Genomic DNA, 18,512 nt, shown 5'->3' with positions numbered 1-18,512 from the left:
AGGTCAGCGGACGCTGACGTCCAGCGCCCCGAGCCCGGCACGTCGTACGGCGATGGACCCGTACGGCGTGCGCAGCCTCAGCCACGCGCCCGACGAGAACAGCGCCGGCGGCACCCCGGGCCGCAGGAAGCCGAGGGACTGCGCCGCGTGCACGGCCCGGACGGGGAGCCGGGTGTCCCCGACCGTACGGGACCAGATGTCCCGCCCGATGCGGTCCAGCTCGGCCCGTGTCCGCTGCTCGGAGGGCAGCTCCTGGGTACGGGAGCGGAACTCGGCGACCACGGCGGCGACCAGGGACCGCAGGTCGTCCGGCGCCGGCAGCCCCGGCTCGGCGCGCCAGCCTCCGCGGGGTGGCAGCACACCCGCCCATGGCGGCCCGGTCACCGCGCCCGGCACGACGGCCGTCGCGGCCTTCTCGTCCACCGACTCCAGGAACTCACCGGCGGACACGGTCACGTCCAGCGTGGCCTCGAGCCCCTTCTCGTACGGCTTGGCCAGCCGCACCGCCCGCACGGCGAGCACCTCGAAGGACGGCGGCCGCCCGAAGACGGCCAGTGCGGTGCCCGCCGCCTGCAGACGCACCGCGGCTCCACGGTCGTAGTGGAGCAGCCGGGAGAGGAAGGCCGCGAGATCCGCCGCCTCCCCCTCGTCGGCGAGGTGGAGCACCGTCATGCGGCGACGGCCTCCTCCTCGGCGTCATCCCTGTACTCGCGGAGGAACTCGCGTTCCTCCGCGGTGATCCGGCGCGGGCGCTGCGCTTCGAAGTCGAACGGCACGATCACCGTCGAGGCCCGCACATAGACCTGGTCGTCGTCCTTCACCTCGTAGGTGAGGGTGAAGGACGCGGCCCTGATCTCGGTGACCCACAGCTCGATGTCCACCGGGTGGTGCCGGTGGACGAGCTGCCGCTTGTAGTCGATCTCATGGCGTGCCACCACGGACCCCTGCTTGAAGTCCTTCTCCGGGCGGAACAGGAAGTCGATACGGGCTTCCTCCAGGTAGCGGAGGAACACCACGTTGTTGACGTGGCCGTACGCGTCCATGTCCGCCCAGCGCAGTGGGCAGCGGTAGATGTGCCGCAAGATCGATCAGCCCCGGGTCAGCTTCTTGTAGGTGGCGCGGTGCGGACGGGCGGCGTCCGGACCGAGCCGCTCGATCTTGTTCTTCTCGTACGACTCGAAGTTGCCCTCGAACCAGAACCACTTGGACTCGCCCTCGTAGGCGAGGATGTGCGTGGCGACCCGGTCGAGGAACCACCGGTCGTGGGAGACGACCACGGCCGCACCCGGGAACTCCAGCAGCGCGTTCTCGAGGCTGCTGAGGGTCTCGACGTCGAGGTCGTTCGTCGGCTCGTCGAGGAGCAGCAGGTTCCCGCCCTGCTTGAGGGTGAGCGCGAGGTTCAGGCGGTTGCGCTCACCGCCGGAGAGCACGCCGGCCGGCTTCTGCTGGTCCGGCCCCTTGAACCCGAAGGCCGAGACGTAGGCACGCGACGGCATCTCGACCTGGCCCACGTTGATGTAGTCCAGCTCGTCGGAGACGACGGCCCACAGGGACTTCTTCGGGTCGATGTTCTCGCGGCTCTGGTCGACGTAGGAGATCTTGACGGTGTCGCCGACCTTGATGGCGCCGGAGTCCGGCTCCTCGATGCCCTGGATCATCTTGAACAGGGTGGTCTTACCGGCACCGTTCGGGCCGATGATCCCGACGATCCCGTTCCGCGGAAGCGTGAAGCTGAGGTCGTCGATGAGCAGCTTGTCGCCGAAGCCCTTGCTGAGGTTGTTGACCTCGACGACGACGTTGCCCAGACGCGGGCCCGGCGGGATCTGGATCTCCTCGAAGTCCAGCTTCCGCATCTTGTCGGCCTCGGCGGCCATCTCCTCGTAGCGGGCCAGACGCGCCTTGGACTTGGCCTGGCGCCCCTTGGCGTTGGAGCGCACCCACTCCAGCTCTTCCTTGAGCCGCTTCTGCCGCTTGGCGTCCTTCTGGCCCTCGACCTTGAGGCGGGCGGCCTTGGTCTCCAGGTACTTGGAGTAGTTGCCCTCGTAGGGGTAGAGGCGACCGCGGTCGACCTCGCAGATCCACTGGGCGACGTTGTCGAGGAAGTACCGGTCGTGGGTGACCGCGACGACGGTGCCCGGGTACTTGGCCAGGTGCTGCTCCAGCCAGTTCACCGACTCGGCGTCGAGGTGGTTGGTGGGCTCGTCGAGCAGCAGCAGGTCGGGCTGCTCCAGCAGCAGCTTGCACAGCGCGACGCGGCGGCGCTCACCACCGGACAGGTTGGTGACGGGCCAATCGCCGGGCGGGCAGCCCAGGGCGTCCATGGCCTGCTCCAGTTGCGCGTCCAGGTCCCACGCGTTGGCGTGGTCCAGATCCTCCTGGAGCTTGCCCATCTCGGTCATGAGCTCGTCGGTGTAATCGGTCGCCATCTGCTCGGCGATCTCGTTGAACCGGTCGAGCTTGCCCTTGATCCCGGCGACACCCTCCTGGACGTTCTCCAGGACGGTCTTGTCCTCGGTCAGCGGGGGCTCCTGGAGCAGGATGCCGACCGTGTAACCGGGAGTGAGGAAGGCGTCACCGTTGGACGGCTGCTCGATCCCGGCCATGATCTTCAGGATCGTCGACTTTCCGGCGCCGTTCGGGCCGACGACGCCGATCTTCGCCCCCGGAAGGAAGCTGGTCGTCACGTCGTCGAGGATCACCTTGTCGCCGTGCGCTTTGCGCGCCTTGCGCATGGTGTAAATGAACTCAGCCAAGAGAAACCGTCCGGCAGCTTGAAACTGGCAGTGGGCAGATACACCCCATCTTGCCGTACCGCTACCCCTGGGTGGAAACGCGTATGGGTGGGGGGCTGTGACCTGGGGGTTCGTGGTGGCGACCGGGGGACTCGACCGTCGTTGACGGTCGCCGCCGGTACCGCGCCGGGCTATGGTGCCGCCGTGACAAGCGCGGAGCGCACCCTTCTCTTCCTTGACGTCGATGGTCCGCTCATCCCCTTCGGCTCGTCGTGCGGTCACCCGCAGGCCGCCCCTGTCGGCGCCCCGACGTCCGCAGATCAAGGCAACCCGCTGTTGAGGCGGCTCGACGCCGAGGTCGGGGCGCGTCTCATGGCGCTGGACTGCCGTCTCGTCTGGGCCACGACCTGGATGGAGGAGGCCAACGAGGTCGTCGCCCACTACCGGATCCCGGAAAGGGCGAGCAGGTCCCTCTCGCAGCCTGACCCCGATCCCGGGGCGGCCGGTGCAAGGCGCCGTCTCACCGGGTAGCGTGGCGGTCTTCGGCCGGCGGAAGCCGTACGGAGTCCACGAAGGCCGGGCCTCTCATGCCTCTCGCCCCAAGTCCGGCACGCCGCCGCCTCAGCGCCGCCCTGGAGAACCTCTCCGTCACCTTCCGCGGCATGACCGCGCACCCGGACGAGCACAACTGCGAATGCCACTGGGGCAGCCCGGAAGAACTCTCCCTTCTGAAGACGCCGGATGTGGAGCTGGAGCCGGACCTTCTGCGCCGGACCTGGCAGGCCATCGACTGGACCGATCACGCGGCCGTGCTGCGCCGCGTCCTGCCGCAGTTCGCCACGGTCCTGGTCGCGGGTCGGGCGGAACCCCTGTTCGGCTTGGAAGAGGCCGGATTCTCGTTCGCCCGCGGCCGCTGGCAGCAATGGCCCGAAGAACAGGCCGCTTCGGTACGCGAGTTTTTGCATGCCTGGTGGGTACAGACCCTCACCGATCCCGATGCGGCCGTCCCGGCGCACCAGGTCTTCGCAATGTGTGCCGAGGCGTCCGGAACGCTCGGACCTTGGCTTGCCGACTGGGAAGAGCAGACCGGGTACCTCAGCGGCCGACGTCTCGTCGAGGCGGCCTCGGAATGGGAGTGCGAGCTCCTGGGAGAGCGGCTGCCGTGGGGCGTCGGCTGGTACGAGCACGACGCGGAGGAGCTGCGCGCCGAACTGGTCGCCTGGCTCCTCGGCCACGCTGCGGTGCGGCTCCGCGAGTCGGGCGCATCGGCGGATCTGCGGCACCGGGTACGGCTGCTCGGGCTCACCGGTGAGGACCGCTGGGCCGATCCGCACTGGCCCGGCTACCGGTGACTGACGGCCGGCGGGCGCGAGGGCTCCCGTGGCCGCACGCCCCGTTCCGGCTGGCCTCTGGTCGGCCGTGGACCCGAAGGCGTGTGTGTCTGGAGGGGTCATAGGCTCCGGACCATGATTCGTCCGGGGCCTTGGCCGACGCCCGCCCCTTGCCGTACGGCTGCCCATGGGTGGTCATTCGCAGGGAGCGGGGGCTGTTGGCTGGGGTTTCGCGGCTGAGGGGGAGGCCGCTCGCGCGGGGCGGCCGCCGGCGCTCAGTCACCTCGAATGCCGGACGCACCCGCCCCTGCGCGAGCAGCACCACCTCGGCGCCCGAGGGCCGATGCGGCGTTCGCCGCGAGTCACTCCCCCGCCGTCGCCTCCCGGCGCCGCAGCACGATCAGTGTCGCCCCGCCGATCAGGACGAAGCCGATGGCGACGCCCGCGATCAGGGGAGTCATGCCGGAGCTGCCCGTTTCGGCGAGGTTGGTGTCCGTGGCCGTGCCGCCCACCGTCGCCGGGCTCGGTTCGCTGAGGGTCTGGGTGGTGGTGCCGGTGTCGCTGCCGCGGGTCCGGCAGTCCAGCATGCCGGTGAAGCGCTTCTCGAAGCCGCCGGGGCCGTGGATCGTGAAGTCGTAGGCCTGGTCCTCCTGGAGCGGGACCGTCACCGTGCGGGACTCGCCCGCGGCGATGGTGTGCTCCAGGCCGGCCAGCTCGAAGGTGAACGGCTCGTCGCCCTTGTTGGACGCGATGACGTCGACACCGCCCCCGGCGCAGTTCTTCGCCGCCGACAGCGCCGGGATCGGTCCCTGCTTCGCCCAGGTCGCCCCGGCCGTCGCGGACACCGTCGACTCGCTCGAGCCGGCCAGGATCTGCGTCTGGCTGCGACTCTCGGAGGCGAAGGCACGGCCGACCGGCACGGTGGTGGAGGCCTGCACGGCCAGTTCCGCCGTGCCCGCCGCCGCGTCCTCGGGCACGTCGAAGAACACCTGCCCGCCGTCGGACGTGGAGGTGACGGCCTTGCCCTGCTCGTCGACGATCCGCACCCCGCTCGTCGCAGCGTCCGCGGGCGGGGTGACCGTCGCGCTGCCGGCGTTGGTGCGCACCGTCACCGGTCCGAGCCGCTCCCCCGGCCGGCCGGAGACCGCGGCGGGCTCGAGGGTGAGCGAGGCCCGGGGCTCGGGCAGATTGCGGGCGCTCTTCTCCAGGTGGTCCGCGAGCTGCTCGGCCTGCGGGTCGAGGGCGTCGACGGCCACGTCGTCCGAGTAGCGCCAGATCGCCACCTGTGTACCGGCCGCCGCGTCCTGCTCGGTCAGCGCACCGCGCACCCCCGCCTTGCGCGCCAGCGTCGCGAGGTCGTTCACCTGCGGGTAGGAGTTCTGCAGGATCCAGCGGATCTTGCCGGCGTCCTTGTTGGCGCCCAGGGACGTGCCGCTCCAAGGCGTCTCGTGGTACTTGGCGTCCCGCTGCGTGGGGTTGTGGAGGTCGACGCAGTACGTCTGCAGCATGCCGCCGCCGTCGACGGACATCTCGAACAGGCCCGCCGAGATCTCCTGGTCACCGGTGCCGGCGTGTATGACGGCCGCGCCGTACGTCTTGAGGCCGTCTATCGTCGCGGCCGCTCCGCCCTGTCTCTGCGTCGTCTCGTCGGCGGCCGCCCGGCCGGCACCGGCAAGCCCGCCCGCGGCGACAAGCCCGGACACCACCGTGGCGGTGGCGAGGCGAGCCGCCCCTCGCCTGCGTACGAACAGCTCAGAGAACGAAGCAAACACCAAATTCCCCTTCGAGCAGGACCCGTTGACGTGGGGGGACGGTCCCACCAGCAGAATCAGAAGCCTCACAGGACACAAGAGTCCCGAGAACCATGTCCGGCATCCTAGGGACGTGGGAGACGCCGCCCGCCGGTCAGACGGTCGGACGAGAGATCCGACTCGGAATCGTTATCGCCAAGATCCCCTGCGAGCAGGGCTTATCGACAAATCCACCGCTGGTCGTTGGGTGCACATTCGTCGATAAGCCGCGGTTCGGACGGGCGTCCCGGTGATTGACGTCACGTCAAGGCTGCTGTCTCCAACTGGTGTTGAGTCCCTGCGTCCGCAGGTTCTGCGGAACCCTCCTGTGGTGTCTCCCAGTTGGGCTCCGGTGACGTCGGCGAGGGCACGGTCTCCGCCTTGCCCGCGCGCCTGAAGGCCGAGGTGCCCCAGGCCAGATCGTGGCCGATCGCCACGGCGTCGATGTCCGCCGAGGTCCAGCTCTGCCCCTCGCGTACATCGGTCCGCACCTTCAGCCTGCCCTGCACGATCACCGGCTCGCCAACCGTCAGCGACGCCGCCGTGTTCGTGGCCAGCTGGCGGTTGGCCCACACCGTGAAGAAGTTGGTGTGCCCGTCCGTCCACGCGTTCTTCTCGCGGTCCCAGTAGCGCGCGGTCACCGCCAGCCGGAACCTCGCCGACGGGCCGGACGCCATCTCCCGGTACACCGGCTGCGTCGCCACCCTGCCGACCGCGCAGACCATCGTCTCGTTCATCGCGAACCCTCCCTCGCCCGGACCACGGCACCCGCACCGGGCAGACACGCGTACGGGCCCGTCCCGTACGGCTGCGTCTGCCAGACTGCCGCCGCCGGGCCGGGCCCGCTGAGCGCTGTGGAGCACCGCCCGCCTGTGGACAACGCCGCCACGCGAGGGGGTGACGCCGGGTGGGTGCCCCGTCGCCCCCGAGGGAGACGCCGAGCGCGGGTGGCGGGTATCGGGTGGCGGGTATCGGATGGCGGGTGGCGCGCCGGAGCCACGGCGGCACCGCCTGCGGCCCGTCACAGCCGCCTCGCCCCAAAGTCGCCGCCCCGCCCCGCGTCTCACCGCCGTAGCGGCCCCACCGCCCCGCCCCCGCACCTCACCGCCGTAGCGTCACCGCCCCGCCCCCACCACCCTCCCGTACTGCTCCCGGACCTCCCGGTACCGCAGCAGTTCCGCCGCCACCGGATCCAGTACCCGGGCCCTGCCGCATCCGGCCGCCGCCTCCCGCAATCGGCGTTCCGCCTCCAGGCCGTAGCGCCGGGCCGGGCCGCGGGCCGCCATCCGGCAGCTCCACTCGATGAGCGGGCCGCCGACGATGCCGATCACCATCAGCAGCACCGGCACCCCCAGGTTGGGCGACATGACCCCGATGATCTGACCCAGCAGCCACAGCCCGCCCAGGAACTGCAGGATCGTCATGGACGCCTGAGTGAGGACGGCCACCGGCCACCACCCGGGGCGCGGCGGCCGCCCCGTCGGTGCGCCCGCGCGCACGGTCAGCTCGTCCAGCGCCTCGGGCAACCCCTGCGAGCCGCGAGCGGCAGCCTCGCGCACCGCCTGCGCCCAGGGGGCGGGCAGCCCGGCCGACGCCCGGTCGGCCACGGTCCGCACCGCCTGCTCGACCCGCTGCCGTGCGGTGGCCTCCTCGTCGGCCTGCGTGCGCGAGGGGAGCCGGCCCGTGGTGGGCTCACCGCGGTCCTGGTACCAGCGCCACAGCCGCAGCCAGGGCGTCCCGCAGGCCCGGTTGGCGTTGCGCAGCCACGCCCGCTCGGCCGCCTCGCCCGCCGCCGTGGCGCCCACCGCGTCCGCGAGCCGGTCGGAGAACTCCTCCCGGGCCTGTTCGCTGAGCCCGGTCCGCCGCTGGGTGGCGTAGACGGGCCACAGCCGGGCCGCGGCGATGTCCACGTCGGCCGAGATACGGCGGTTCGCCGCCCCCCGGTCCGAGACGAACTGGCCGAGTGCCTCGCGCAGTTCGCCGACGCCGTCCCCGGTGAGCGCGGACAGCGCGAGCACGGTCGCGCCCGGCTCGCCGTACTCGCCGAGGGCGATGCCGTCCTCGTCGAGGAGCCGCCGCAGATCGTCGAGGACCTGCTCGGCGGCCTCCCCGGGCAGCCGGTCGATCTGGTTGAGGACGACGAACATGACCTCGGCGTGGGCGGCCATCGGCCGCAGATAGCGCTCGTGGAGGACGGCGTCGGCGTACTTCTCCGGGTCGACGACCCAGATGACCGCGTCGACGAGCGCCAGGATGCGGTCCACGTGCCTGCGGTGCTGTACGGCCGCGGAGTCGTGGTCGGGCAGGTCGATCAGGACGAGTCCGCGCAGCGGCGACTCGCCGTCGGCGCTCGGCAGCGGCCGGCGGCGGAGCCGGGGCGGGATGCCGAGCCGTTCGATGAGGCCGGCGCCCCCGTCGCTCCAACTGCACGCGATGGGCGCTGCGGTGGTGGGACGGCGTACGCCGGTCTCCGAGATGGTCACCCCGGCGAGCGCGTTGAACAGCTGCGACTTGCCGCTGCCGGTGGCGCCCGCGATGGCGACGACGGTGTGCTGCCCGGAGAGTCTGCGCCGCGCGGACGCCTCGTCGAGCACCCGGCCGGCCTCCGACAGGGTCCGGCTGTCGAGCCGGGTGCGGGAGAGCCCCACGAGTTCGCGCAGGGCCTCGAGCCGGGAGCGCAGCGGCCCCTCGTACACCAGTGGGGTCACCGTCGGCGGGACGGCGGAGCGGTTGTCCGTCATGGGGAACCGGTCTCCTTCGGCTGTCTCGTTGACCCGGCGCGCGATGAGCCCGTCGTCCCAGGCCTCGGCGGAGTCGGTGCGCGCCGCGCGCTCGCCGTCCGAGGCGCCGCGGAAGGGGCTGCCGGCGGTCCTCGCCTTGTGGGCGCCGTCGTCCGGCTGATCGGCGTGCTCGGTGGGGTCCTGGTCAGTGACGGCGGTCACCGGTCACCTCTCCTTCTGCAGTACGGACAGCGCGGCGATGAGTTCGGCCTGGGGCTCGGGGTGGACGTCGAGCGCGTCGAGCGGGGCGAGCCGGCGCTCGCGTTCGGCGTGCAGGACGCGGTCCACGTGCTCGGTGAGCAGCCGCCCGGCCCGGTCGCGCAGCCGCAGTGCGCCGTGGGCGCCGATCCGCTCGGCGAGTCCCTCCCCGGCCATCCGGCCCCGGCGGCCGCCCAGCAGGGAGGTGGCGACCAGGGCGGCGACCAGCTCGGGGTCGGGCGCGAGGTTGCGGTCGAGTTCGCGCACCTCGTCCTCGGCGTGTTCCTCGAGCTCCCGCCGCCACCGCCGGACGGCGAGTCCGATGCGGTGCTCGGCGCTGTCCGCGCCGGTGTCGCGTGCGGCGAGTTCCGGGGCGGCCGAGGCCGGTTCGCGCCGCCAGGCGTCGTCGACGCGCTCGTCGGCGGCGGTGACGGCGCACAGCAACAGCGCACTGAGGCTCTCCACGAGCGCGTCGAGGAGTTCACCGGCGGTGCAGTCCAGGGGGAAGGCACGCCACCGCTTGAGCGCGTCCCCGGCGAGGACCGCCCCGCTCTGCAACCGGCCCCGCACGCGCGTGTGCTCGCTGTCGTACGCCCCCTCGACGGCGGAGGTGAGCCGCAGTGCGGCGGCGTACTGCGCGGCGGCGGCGCCGGCCAGCTCGGGCATCCGGGATTTCAGGGAGTCGAGGACGCCGTACGCCGTGCGGGCGAGGACGTGCTGCCGGGCCGCGGGATCCTGGGCCTGGTGGATCAGCCAGGTGCGCAACTGGGCGACGGCGGAGGCCGGCAGAAGCCCGCCGCCCCAGGCGGACTCGGGCAGCTCGGGCACGGTGAAGCGCGGCACTTCGCCGAGTCCGGCCTTGGTGAGCAAGGCCCCGTACTGCCGCGACACCTCGTTCACCACCTGGTGAGGCACGCGGTCGAGCACGGTCACGAGGGTGACGTCGAGCTCCTTGGCGGTGCGCAGCATGTGCCAGGGGACGGCGTCGGCGTAGCGGGCGGCGGTGGTGACCATGACCCAGATGTCGGCGGCGCAGATGAGTTCGGCGGCCAGGACGCGGTTGTCGGAGACCAGGGAGTCGATGTCGGGCGCGTCGAGCAGGGCGAGGCCGGGCGGGAGGGTCTCGGTGGTCTCGACGCGCAGCACGCGCGCGGGGTTCTCGCCGGGAAGCAGCAGGTCGTCGGTGGAGTCCTGCTGGGGCACCCACACGCGGGTGAGATCGGGCAGCACCCTCATCCCGCTGAACCAGTGGTGGTCCTCCGGATGGCACACCAGCACGGGGGTGCGTGTCGTCGGCCGCAGCACGCCCGCCTCACTGACCCGCCGTCCCACGAGGGAGTTCACCAGCGTCGATTTCCCGGCTCCGGTCGACCCGCCCACGACGGCCAGAAGCGGCGCTTCGGGGTCCCGCAACCGGGGCACCAAGTAGTCGTCGAGCTGCGCGAGGAGTTCGTCGCGGTTGGCACGCGCGCGTGGGGCCCCCGCCAGGGGCAGCGGGAAGCGTGCGGCGGCGACACGGTCGCGCAGGGCGGAGAGTGCGTCGAGCAGCTGAGGCCGTACGTCCAAGGTCACCACATGTGAAGAATGCCCAATTTTAGGGGAATTCTGAAGCATATGAGCATGTCTGCGCGCCGACAGAACACAAGGGATGGAAGGGACGACTGGGACACCGGCGCACTCCAGGCATAACGAGTGCACAACACCCGATGTCTCTGACGCCAAAAGCGGTGCACGATTCGTACCTGCCTGCGATTATCAGGACCGCTTCACCGAACCTCCACATCGAGCCACGGAGGCGAAGCAACAGGGGCAAGGACGCGGGAGCCCTATCCTTGTCTCCGGCAACGTCACGGATCGGCCCACACCAGGGCACCACGACAGAGGCCACCACACCCGGCCCCCGTAGCTCAGTGGATAGAGCAGGCGCCTTCTAAGCGCTTGGCCGCAGGTTCGAGTCCTGCCGGGGGCGCAAGTCTCCGCCCTCCCGCTTGGGAGGGCGTTTTTCGTGTACGGGCTTCCTTCGCCGTGAAGCCGCCTTGTGGCCGGTTTGCTTCTTGCTCGCCTGTTCGACGTCACATGTCATTGGTTCGAACGTGACGCGACCAACGGGGGGTCTCATCGTGCTGCAGGAGAAAACGGGCCACGGCAGATCCGGAGGCGCCCGCCGTATTCGTGTGCTCCTGGCCGAGGACGCTCCGCTGATCCGTCAGGCGCTGACCGCGTTGTTGTCCCAGGAATCCGACCTGGAGATCGTCGCGGCGGTCGACCACGGTGACCTCATCGTCCCCACCGCCCTGCGCACCCCGCCGGACGTGGCGGTCCTCGACATCGACCTGCCCGGCACCGACGGGATCACGGCTGCCGTGGAGCTGCAAGCCCGGCTGCCCTCCTGTCGCGCCCTGCTGCTGACCAGCGTCGCGCGGCCGGAACACGTACGCCGCGCCCTCTCGGCCAGGGTCGTCGGCTTCGTTCGCAAGGACGCCCCGACCGCGCGGCTCGCGGAGGACATCCGGCAAGTGGCGCAAGGCCGTCGGGTGGTCGATCCCGAGCTGGCCCTCGCGGCCGCGACGGCGACCGAGAATCCACTGACGCCGCGTGAGGTGTCGGTGTTGCGGCTGACGGCGCAGGGGGCGTCGACCCGGGACGTGGCCGCGCAGCTCTACATCTCCGTCGGGACCGTGCGCAATCATCTGTCCTCCGCCGTGGCGAAGACCCAGGCCCGCAGCCGCGTGGACGCGATCAGGATCGCGACCGAGGCGGGCTGGCTCTGACACCGCGTCGGGCCATCGCGTCCGCCTCGTCAGGCCCCGTCCGCGGCACCAGCCCGTCTCCGCTCCAGTGCCCCACCAAGTCCCGGTAGAGCACCGACTGTTCGAGGACCTCTTCGTGCGCGCCGCTCACCACCGTGCCGCCGTCCAGGACGAGTACTTGCCGGGCGCGCAGCGCGGAGCTGATGCGGTGGGCGATCACGAGCAGGGAGCCGGGGCGCCTGACGAATGCCTCCTCCGCCCTGGCCTCTGCGGCCGGGTCGAGGTGGCAGGTCGCCTCGTCGAGGAGCACCAGGGGCGCCGGCGACAGATACGCCCGCACCAGCGCGATCTGCTGGCGCTCGCCCGAAGAGAGCGCGGCGGGGTCGATCACGGTGCCGATCCCCCCGAGCCGCGAAACGAGCGACCCGGCCCCGACGGCCTCGACCGCCGCCCTCACGTCCTCGTCGGACGCGTCGGGCCGCAGGTAGCGCAGGTTCTCGGCGAGGTCGCCGGAGAAGACGTAGGCCTCCTGGGGCACGAGGACGCGCAGGGCGGACAGGGCGGCGGGAGGCAGGGCACCGGGCCGCCGGCCACCGAGCCGGACCAGGCCGCTGTCCGGCTCCAGGGTGCCGCCGATCAGTCCGGCCAGTGTCGACTTGCCGATACCGCTCGGACCGACGACCGCGAGATGCCCGCCCTCCGGAAGCGTGAGGTCGAGGTCCCGGAACACCGGGTCCGCCTGCGGGCCGTAGGCGAAGGTGACGGCGGTCAGTTCGACGTCGTAGGCGGTCGCGATCACAGCCGGTCCGACGTCATGGGCGGTGGCGATCACGGCCGGTTCGGCCTCGTAGGCGGTGGCGATCACGGCCGGTTCGACATCATGAGCAGCGGCGACAGCCGCCGCCCCGTCCCCACTAGCAGACGCAACAGCCCCCGACCCGTCCCCACAGGCAGACGCAACAGCCACCGCCCCACCCCCACGGACAGACGCAGCAACCCCCGCCCCGGCATCCCATGCAGAGTCCCCCGTCCCCCGAGGTGCGCCCGACCCCCACCCCCCAGCCACCCCGCCTCCCGACGGATACGCCTCATGGATCCGCCGCAACGCCACCACCAGACGCAGCCCGCTCCCGCCCAGGCCCTGGATGAGGGACCGGACCGCCGGTTGCAGTCCGCCCGTCACATACGTCGCCGCTCCCAGCACGGCACCGGCGGACAGCCCTTCGGCGCGCAGCCCCGGGGCGGCGACCAGCAGCAGGAGCAGGGGGAGCCAGCCGGCGACGGCCAGGCACAGTACGCGGGCCGGCATCAGGGCGGCGAGGCGGCGGGCGGCGGCCGCCTGGGCGTCGATGTGTGTCACGAGGTCCGCCCGTACGCCGTCCTCCGCACCGCAGGCCACGATGTCCCGGTCGGCCGCGGTCGCGGCACCGGCCGCTTCCGCGACCCGCTCGTCCGCGACGATGGCGTCGCGCTGCGCGCCGGCCATCCGGCGCAGCAGCATCAGGAACAGCCCGATCCCCGCCAGCAGCGGCGGCACGACGAGCAGCAGGATCAGCGGCGCGAGGAAGAGCATGCCGAGCAGAGCCCCGCCCACGGTGAGGAGGAACCCGCGGACGACCATCAGCACGCCGGCGTAGGCCTCGCGCACCATTTCGACCTGGAGGGTCAGCCGGGACACGCCCGAGGCGTCGACGGCCCGGCCCGCCACCGCCTGCCGCAGGGAGCCCTCGGCCACGGTGCGCACGAGGTCGTCCCGGAAGGGCTCGACCACCGCGGCGAGCAGCGGATAGGCCTGCCGTGTCCCCCATGCCCCGGCGAAGACGCCGAGGCCCATCAGGGCGAGCCAGCCCAGCCCGGTGAGGGGCCGGCCGGCCGCGAAACCGTCGTCCACCGCCCGGGCCACGAGCTGGCCCGCGAGCAGGGCGGGAACGGCCTCCACCAAGGACCACAGAACCAGCGCGAGCAGGCGGCCCGGTCGGGCCCGCAGCGGGGCGGCGAGCAGGGGGAGGATCCGGGGTTCAGCCCTCACGACAGCTCCTTACCGGGAGCATCCGCGCTGTCCGCGCTGCGGAATACCTGCCGGTACTCCGGTTCGCCGCCCCACAGTTCGTGATGGGGGCCGACGCGGCGCACTCGTCCGCGGTCGAGCCATACGACGCCGTCCGCGCGGGCGGCGGTGGCCGCGCGGTGGGCGACGATGATCCGGGTCCGGTCGCGCAGGGCGCCGGTGAGGACCTCGCTGATGCGGTGTTCGGTGACGGTATCCAGGCTGGACGTGGCGTCGTCGAGGATCAGCACCCGGCCGGTGTGCGCGAAGGCCCGGGCCAGGCCGATGCGCTGCACCTCTCCCCCGGACAGGGACGCCTCCGCCAGCGGGGTCCGGTACTCGTCCGGGAGCCGCCGGACGAATCCGTCGACGTCGGCGGCGCGTGCCGCCCGCTCGATCCGCTCGGCCGGTACGTGCCGGGCCGCCCGTCCGGTGCCGCGGGCGATGGCGTCGCCCAGCGTCTCGCCGAAGAGCACCGGCCGTTCGAAGGCGTAGCCGACGGCGGCCCGCAGGTCGCGGTGGGTCAGCCCGCGCAGGGGCGCGCCGTCGAGGGTGACGTCCCCGGCCTCCGGGTCCGTCAGCCGTCCGGCGACGGCGGCCAGCAGCGACTTCCCGGAGCCGGACGTGCCCACGACGGCCATGCAGGTGCCTCCGGGGACCGTCAGATCGACGCCGTCGAGGACGCGTTCGCCTCCGGCGCTGACCGATACGCCCCGCAGTTCCAGGCGGCCCGGTCCGGGCGGCAGCCGGTGATCGCCGTACTCCAGGACAGGCTGGGCCAGGACGCCGCGGACCCGCTCGGCCCCCGCCCGCGCCCTGGCCAGCCGGCCCAGCAGCATGGTCGTCATCCCGAGGCCGCTGCCGATGGCGACGTACTGGGCAGCGGCGAGCATCTCGCCCACGGTGATGCGGCCGTCGGCAAGTGCGAATCCAGCCACCGACAGGACCGCGATCTCCAGGAGCGGGGTGATGAGGGCGGTCCGGCCGGCGGCCTGGGTCTGCGCCTGCCACATGCCGTGTCCCAGCCGGTTGAGCTCGGGCAGTTCGCGCAGCACCCGCCGGACTTCGGCGTCCGCCGTGCCCGCGGCGGCGATGGTACGGCGCCCGCCGATGGCCTCCAGCAGCGCGGCCGCCAGACGGCCTTGGGTCTCCTGGTACCGGGTGGAGACGTCGGAGATGCGGCGGGTGAACGCGCGCAGGAGGAGGACGACGGCCGGAAGGCCCAGCAGGAAGGTGCCGGCGAGCCAGGGATCGATGAACCACAGGGCGACGACGCTGCCCGCGGCGGGTACGACCGACAGCGCCGCCCGGACCAGGACGGCCGCGACACCACCGGCCTCGGCGGCGGCCCCGACCATGCGGCTCACCAGGTCGCCGCCGGTGGTGCGGGGTGTGCCCGGCCCGGTCCACGAGACCAGGGTCCCGAGCATCGAGCGCCGCAGCAGGGCGGTTCCGCGGGCGGCTCCGGCCCCGGCGGCAAGCTCGAACAGGGCGTCGGCCGCGGCCATGGCGACGACGGCCGCCAGGCAGCCGATCACCCACCCGCTGATGCCCGCGCCGCCGTCGAGTGCGGAGTCCAGGGCCTTGCCGAGGAAGGCCGGGAACAGGATCTGGGCCGTGGTCGAGAAGACGGCAGTAATGACCAGTACGGCTGTCCAGACGCCGCCCTCGCGCGTGGTACACAGAAGTATCCGGTCCGCCGCACGGCCCGGGAGCCGGGCCGTGCTCTCCAGCGGCTGACGCACGGTCAAAGGACTGCTCCCTGCACGAGGTCCGACGGGCGGCCGGGACGAAAGACGGACCGGCCGGCGGGTGATTGCCCCACCCGCCGACCGGGTCCGCTCACGGCGTGGATGCCGTATCAGGCGACTTCAGCCTGCTGTCGTGCGCAGGCCCGGTGCGCTGGGTTCAGCAGAAGACCCAGCTGGCGTCGGAGCAGTGCTGGCTCCGGCCGCTGCCGAGCACCGTTTCCTCCGAGGACTCGGTGGGCAGCTCCATCTCCTGGAGTTCGAGCAGAGACATGCTGTTTCCTCTCGTCGATGTGTACAGGCCGTCGGTGGGCCGGTTCACCGGCCCGGGGCGGGTCAGCAGAAGACCCAGCTGGCGTCGGAGCAGTGCTGGCTCCGGCCGCTGCCGAGCACCGTTTCCTCCGAGGACTCGGTGGGCAGCTCCATCTCCTGGAGTTCGAGCAGAGACATGGGAATCACCTCCTTCGGGCGCGGATGCGCGTGCCCGCGGTGCGGGCGCCCGCCGTGGTCGGCGGACAGGTCGTGGGGTCCGGGCGCGTCAGCGGCCCAGGAAGGGCAGGTGCACCGGCTCGGTGTGCAGGGCGGAGCCGAGTGCCAGCAGTACACCGGCGGATCCGGTCGCCAGGTCCATCGAGAGCCTCAGCAACTGTTCGCCCGGGAAGGCCAGATGCCCCTGGTACTCCAGTGCGTGCCAGGACAGGGCGTCGATCTGCGCGGCGACGAGCGGGTCGTGGGACGGCGTTCGCTCGGGTGAGACGGCCGCGAGGTGGCTGATGATGCCGGCCCGTCCGTTGAACAGCCCGGACTGGACGTAGAACTGGGAGCTCGACGAGATCAGGGCGCCGGCCGCCGCCGTCCGGAGGCGGTCGTCGTCCCGGTGCCCGCGGAGCAGGTCCAGGACCAGGGCCACACCGGCGCTGCCCTCGGCCAGGTACGGCAGCGAGCGCCAGCCCTCGTTGACGTGGAGGGCGCCGTCGGCCCGGGTGACGCAGCGCCGCAGGTCCTGGCCGAGGGCCGTCGCCGCGAGGTCCAGGAAGACCTCGTCGCCGGTGGCCTCGTAGCAGCGGATGAAGAGCAGGGCCGGGCCCGACGAACCGTGCATGAGGCCCGCGCGGGGATGCCTCCCGCCGCTCAGTTCCGGTACGTCGGTCTCGGAGCCGAGCCGTTCCGCGACGGTGCCGGCCACGTCGAGGGCCGCGACGCGCAGGACGCTGTCACCGGTCGTCCCCGCGAAGTGCAGCAGGTTGAGGCCGACTCCGGCCAGGCCGCTGTACAGGTCCGTGCCGAGGCGCTGCCACTGCTCGCCCATGCAGCGGTCGAGGATCTGCCGGGCGGCGTCGTGATGCCCCAGGTGGCCGAGGGCGTACGCCACTCCGTGCAGCCCGTCGTAGAAGCCGAGCCGGGCCCGCTGCTCCTGCCGTGACGCGCGCTCCAGCAGCCACTGCTCGTACGGCGGGTAGTGGCCCGCGCCCGTGACGTCCAGGGCGTACAGGACGCCCGCGGCGCCGTGGGCGAGGTTGAGCGCGCCGGTGCTGAACTGGGCGATGTCGCCGGGGAACAGCCGGTCGTCGCGGTCGGGAGTCGCGCTGGCCAGGATCGCGCCGGCCAGTGAGGCGCGCACGGAGGGCCAGCCGCGGTCGTCGGCCCGGGGGCGGGGCGGCCGGCCGGCCCGCCCCCGGAGTCTGTCGTGCGAGTCCGGTTGCCGGTCGGCCCCGACGATCTCCCGCACCGCCGAGTCCAGGAACTCCCGCGGCACCGGGAACCGTGCGGCGATCTCGTCGGCCAGTTCCGCCGCCTTGTGCAGGTCCAGCCTCAGCAGTGCGGTCAGCGGCAGGAACACCGCGAGTTTGATGCAGGCCAGGGCGTAGGTGTCGGCGGCGAAGCCCTCGCGGTCCCGGGGCGCGGCGTAGGCGGGATGGCCCAGCATGCGGGCCGCCCCGGACTCGGCCGGTGCCGCGACCTCGAAGTCGATCAGCCCGACCCGGCCGTCGTCCGCGACCAGGATGTTGTAGGGGTGCAGGTCGCCGAAGACGATCCCGCGGGCGTGCACCGAGGCGACGGCGTCCTCCACGGCACGGCAGACGCCCATCGCCCAGTCCGTGTAGTCGGCGATCTCGGCCGGGTCGGCCCGGGGGCCGGTCTCGGGGTACTTGAGGCCGAAGAACTTGCTGAGCGGCTGCCCTTCGACGAGTTCCTGGGCGAGGAAGTGGTGGTCTCCCACGGTGAAGTAGTCGACCACGGCGGGAACCGCGTCGACGCCGGCGAGCCGTTGAAGGACGTCCCGCTCCCACTGGAGCCGGCTGACGGCGTCTCTCCCGTCGGCGGTCAGTCCCGCGTACGGGCGGGCCTCCTTGAGGATGACCTCCTTGCCGGTGCGGGTGTCCTCGGCGATGTACACGCCCCCGCCGTTGGAGAAGTGCACCGGGCGGCGGACGGTGTACGGCAGGCCGGCCAGGGACGCGGCGCGGCGCGCCTCGGCGTGCGGCCGGAGGAACTCCGGAAGCGTCACCCACTCGGGGACGTGGAAGCCGGGCAGGCGGCGATCGGGGACGAGTGTGCCGTCGGGCCGCTCGATGGCGGGCTCCAGCACCCCTTTCTCCGAGACGACGTGCCGCTCGACGAAACCGCCGTAGCGCACGTACAACGGGCCCTGCTGCCACCGCAGATCGCTGAGAATGTACGGTCCGGGCTCGCCGCCGACGAGGCCTTCGACGCCTTCGAGCACCTCGCGCAGTTCCCGCTCGTCCGCCGGGTAGATGGTGACGAGTTTGCCGCTGGCGCCCCGGGAGGCGTACTTCATGTTCCGCAGCTGATGGATGTGCTGGCCGCGCAGGAACTTGAACGGGATTCCCCGCGGGACGCAGAAGGTGTGGACCGCGTCGAGGATCTTCTCGGCGTTGTCCTGGCACCCGGAGGCGTGGACCTTCCAGCCCTGGGCCGGCCGGCGTGTGCCCTCGGGGGTGCAGACCAGCCAGTCGTCCTGGCGGACCTTGCGCCATCCCTCGGGCAGCTCCCGGCCGGCGGCGGCGAAGGCGTACTCCTCGTCCTGTGCTTCCCCCGGTGCGTCGAAGAACGTTCGATCGACCATGCAATACGCGTCGTACCGCATCCCTGCGTCCCCCCGCTTTTCAACACT

Annotated in this window: 14 protein-coding genes, 1 tRNA gene and 1 pseudogene; 4 read left to right on the top strand and 12 right to left on the bottom strand. The window is 72.1% G+C overall.

Annotated features, from left to right (window positions below; all coding sequences use genetic code 11):
• Positions 1-3: 3 nt before the first annotated feature.
• From G3I77_RS00670 to ettA, 3 genes are read right to left on the bottom strand one after another with little or no spacing between them, the layout of a single operon-like run.
• Entirely contained in the window at positions 4-672 is a 669-nt protein-coding gene (locus G3I77_RS00670) for a hypothetical protein (RefSeq protein WP_248500429.1), read from the bottom strand.
• A complete protein-coding gene (locus G3I77_RS00665; protein ID WP_248500428.1) occupies positions 669-1,082 on the bottom strand; it encodes a thioesterase family protein in 414 nt (137 codons plus the stop codon). Before G3I77_RS00665 ends, G3I77_RS00670 begins: the two co-directional genes overlap by 4 nt.
• Positions 1,083-1,088: 6 nt before the next feature.
• The gene (gene ettA / locus G3I77_RS00660) at positions 1,089-2,753 is read right to left on the bottom strand and encodes an energy-dependent translational throttle protein EttA (RefSeq protein WP_142163897.1); all 1,665 of its coding nucleotides are present in this window, start codon (positions 2,751-2,753) and stop codon (positions 1,089-1,091) included.
• A gap of 183 nt (positions 2,754-2,936) precedes the next feature.
• Here ettA and G3I77_RS00655 point away from each other — a divergent pair.
• A pseudogene (locus G3I77_RS00655) lies at positions 2,937-3,170 on the top strand (hypothetical protein); the annotation flags it as partial.
• 149 nt (positions 3,171-3,319) lie between these two features.
• Positions 3,320-4,084 (top strand): hypothetical protein, encoded by a 765-nt coding sequence (locus G3I77_RS00650; RefSeq protein WP_248500427.1) that lies wholly within the window; start codon positions 3,320-3,322, stop codon positions 4,082-4,084.
• Positions 4,085-4,425: 341 nt separating this feature from the next.
• On the opposite strand, the gene G3I77_RS00645 is transcribed toward G3I77_RS00650, so the two are convergent.
• The 4 genes from G3I77_RS00645 to G3I77_RS00630 all read right to left on the bottom strand — a co-directional run bounded on the left by G3I77_RS00645 (position 4,426) and on the right by G3I77_RS00630 (position 10,406).
• The gene (locus G3I77_RS00645; RefSeq protein ID WP_248500426.1) at positions 4,426-5,835 is read right to left on the bottom strand and encodes a Cys-Gln thioester bond-forming surface protein; all 1,410 of its coding nucleotides are present in this window, start codon (positions 5,833-5,835) and stop codon (positions 4,426-4,428) included.
• 278 nt (positions 5,836-6,113) lie between these two features.
• Positions 6,114-6,590 (bottom strand): single-stranded DNA-binding protein, encoded by a 477-nt coding sequence (locus G3I77_RS00640; protein ID WP_248500425.1) that lies wholly within the window; start codon positions 6,588-6,590, stop codon positions 6,114-6,116.
• Positions 6,591-6,968: 378 nt separating this feature from the next.
• Positions 6,969-8,795, bottom strand: coding sequence for a YfjP family GTPase (locus tag G3I77_RS00635; protein ID WP_248500424.1), 1,827 nt, complete (start codon positions 8,793-8,795; stop codon positions 6,969-6,971).
• Positions 8,796-8,798: 3 nt separating this feature from the next.
• Positions 8,799-10,406, bottom strand: coding sequence for a dynamin family protein (locus G3I77_RS00630; RefSeq protein ID WP_248500423.1), 1,608 nt, complete (start codon positions 10,404-10,406; stop codon positions 8,799-8,801).
• Between the two features lie 321 nt (positions 10,407-10,727).
• Between G3I77_RS00630 and G3I77_RS00625 the strand changes: the two genes are divergently transcribed.
• Positions 10,728-10,800, top strand: a tRNA-Arg gene (locus G3I77_RS00625).
• Positions 10,801-10,951: 151 nt separating this feature from the next.
• Positions 10,952-11,602, top strand: a complete 651-nt coding sequence (locus G3I77_RS00620) for a response regulator transcription factor (RefSeq protein ID WP_248500422.1) — start codon at positions 10,952-10,954, stop codon at positions 11,600-11,602.
• Here the strand turns inward: G3I77_RS00620 and G3I77_RS00615 are convergent.
• The 5 genes from G3I77_RS00615 to lanKC form a co-directional block, all read right to left on the bottom strand.
• Entirely contained in the window at positions 11,571-13,610 is a 2,040-nt protein-coding gene (locus G3I77_RS00615; RefSeq protein WP_248500421.1) for an ATP-binding cassette domain-containing protein, read from the bottom strand. The genes G3I77_RS00620 and G3I77_RS00615 overlap by 32 nt on opposite strands.
• On the bottom strand, positions 13,607-15,373 hold the full coding sequence (locus G3I77_RS00610; protein WP_248501427.1) for an ABC transporter ATP-binding protein: 1,767 nt from the start codon (positions 15,371-15,373) through the stop codon (positions 13,607-13,609). The genes G3I77_RS00615 and G3I77_RS00610 overlap by 4 nt, the downstream gene beginning before the upstream one ends.
• Before the next feature lie 163 nt (positions 15,374-15,536).
• Positions 15,537-15,650: a SapB/AmfS family lanthipeptide gene (locus G3I77_RS00605; protein ID WP_248500420.1), complete on the bottom strand. Its 114-nt coding sequence runs from the start codon at positions 15,648-15,650 to the stop codon at positions 15,537-15,539.
• A gap of 62 nt (positions 15,651-15,712) precedes the next feature.
• Positions 15,713-15,826, bottom strand: a complete 114-nt coding sequence (locus tag G3I77_RS00600) for a SapB/AmfS family lanthipeptide (RefSeq protein ID WP_248500420.1) — start codon at positions 15,824-15,826, stop codon at positions 15,713-15,715.
• An 88-nt stretch (positions 15,827-15,914) separates the two neighbouring features.
• A complete protein-coding gene (gene lanKC, locus G3I77_RS00595; protein ID WP_282572365.1) occupies positions 15,915-18,485 on the bottom strand; it encodes a class III lanthionine synthetase LanKC in 2,571 nt (856 codons plus the stop codon).
• Positions 18,486-18,512: the final 27 nt, after the last annotated feature.

Source organism: Streptomyces sp. D2-8, from assembly GCF_023184515.1.
Classification (GTDB): Bacteria; Actinomycetota; Actinomycetes; order Streptomycetales; family Streptomycetaceae; genus Streptomyces.
Note: the sequence above shows the minus strand (reverse complement) of the source record. Positions and strands in the feature narration are given on the sequence as shown.

What these genes read in the sequence shown, in the direction of transcription:
- G3I77_RS00670 (WP_248500429.1), bottom strand. Translation starts at nt 672, where the DNA reads ATGACGGTGCTCCACCTCGCCGACGAGGGGGAGGCGGCGGATCTCGCG.
- G3I77_RS00650 (WP_248500427.1), top strand. Translation starts at nt 3,320, where the DNA reads ATGCCTCTCGCCCCAAGTCCGGCACGCCGCCGCCTCAGCGCCGCCCTG.
- G3I77_RS00640 (WP_248500425.1), bottom strand. Translation starts at nt 6,590, where the DNA reads ATGAACGAGACGATGGTCTGCGCGGTCGGCAGGGTGGCGACGCAGCCG.
- G3I77_RS00605 (WP_248500420.1), bottom strand. Translation starts at nt 15,650, where the DNA reads ATGTCTCTGCTCGAACTCCAGGAGATGGAGCTGCCCACCGAGTCCTCG.
- G3I77_RS00600 (WP_248500420.1), bottom strand. Translation starts at nt 15,826, where the DNA reads ATGTCTCTGCTCGAACTCCAGGAGATGGAGCTGCCCACCGAGTCCTCG.
- lanKC (WP_282572365.1), bottom strand. Translation starts at nt 18,485, where the DNA reads ATGCGGTACGACGCGTATTGCATGGTCGATCGAACGTTCTTCGACGCA.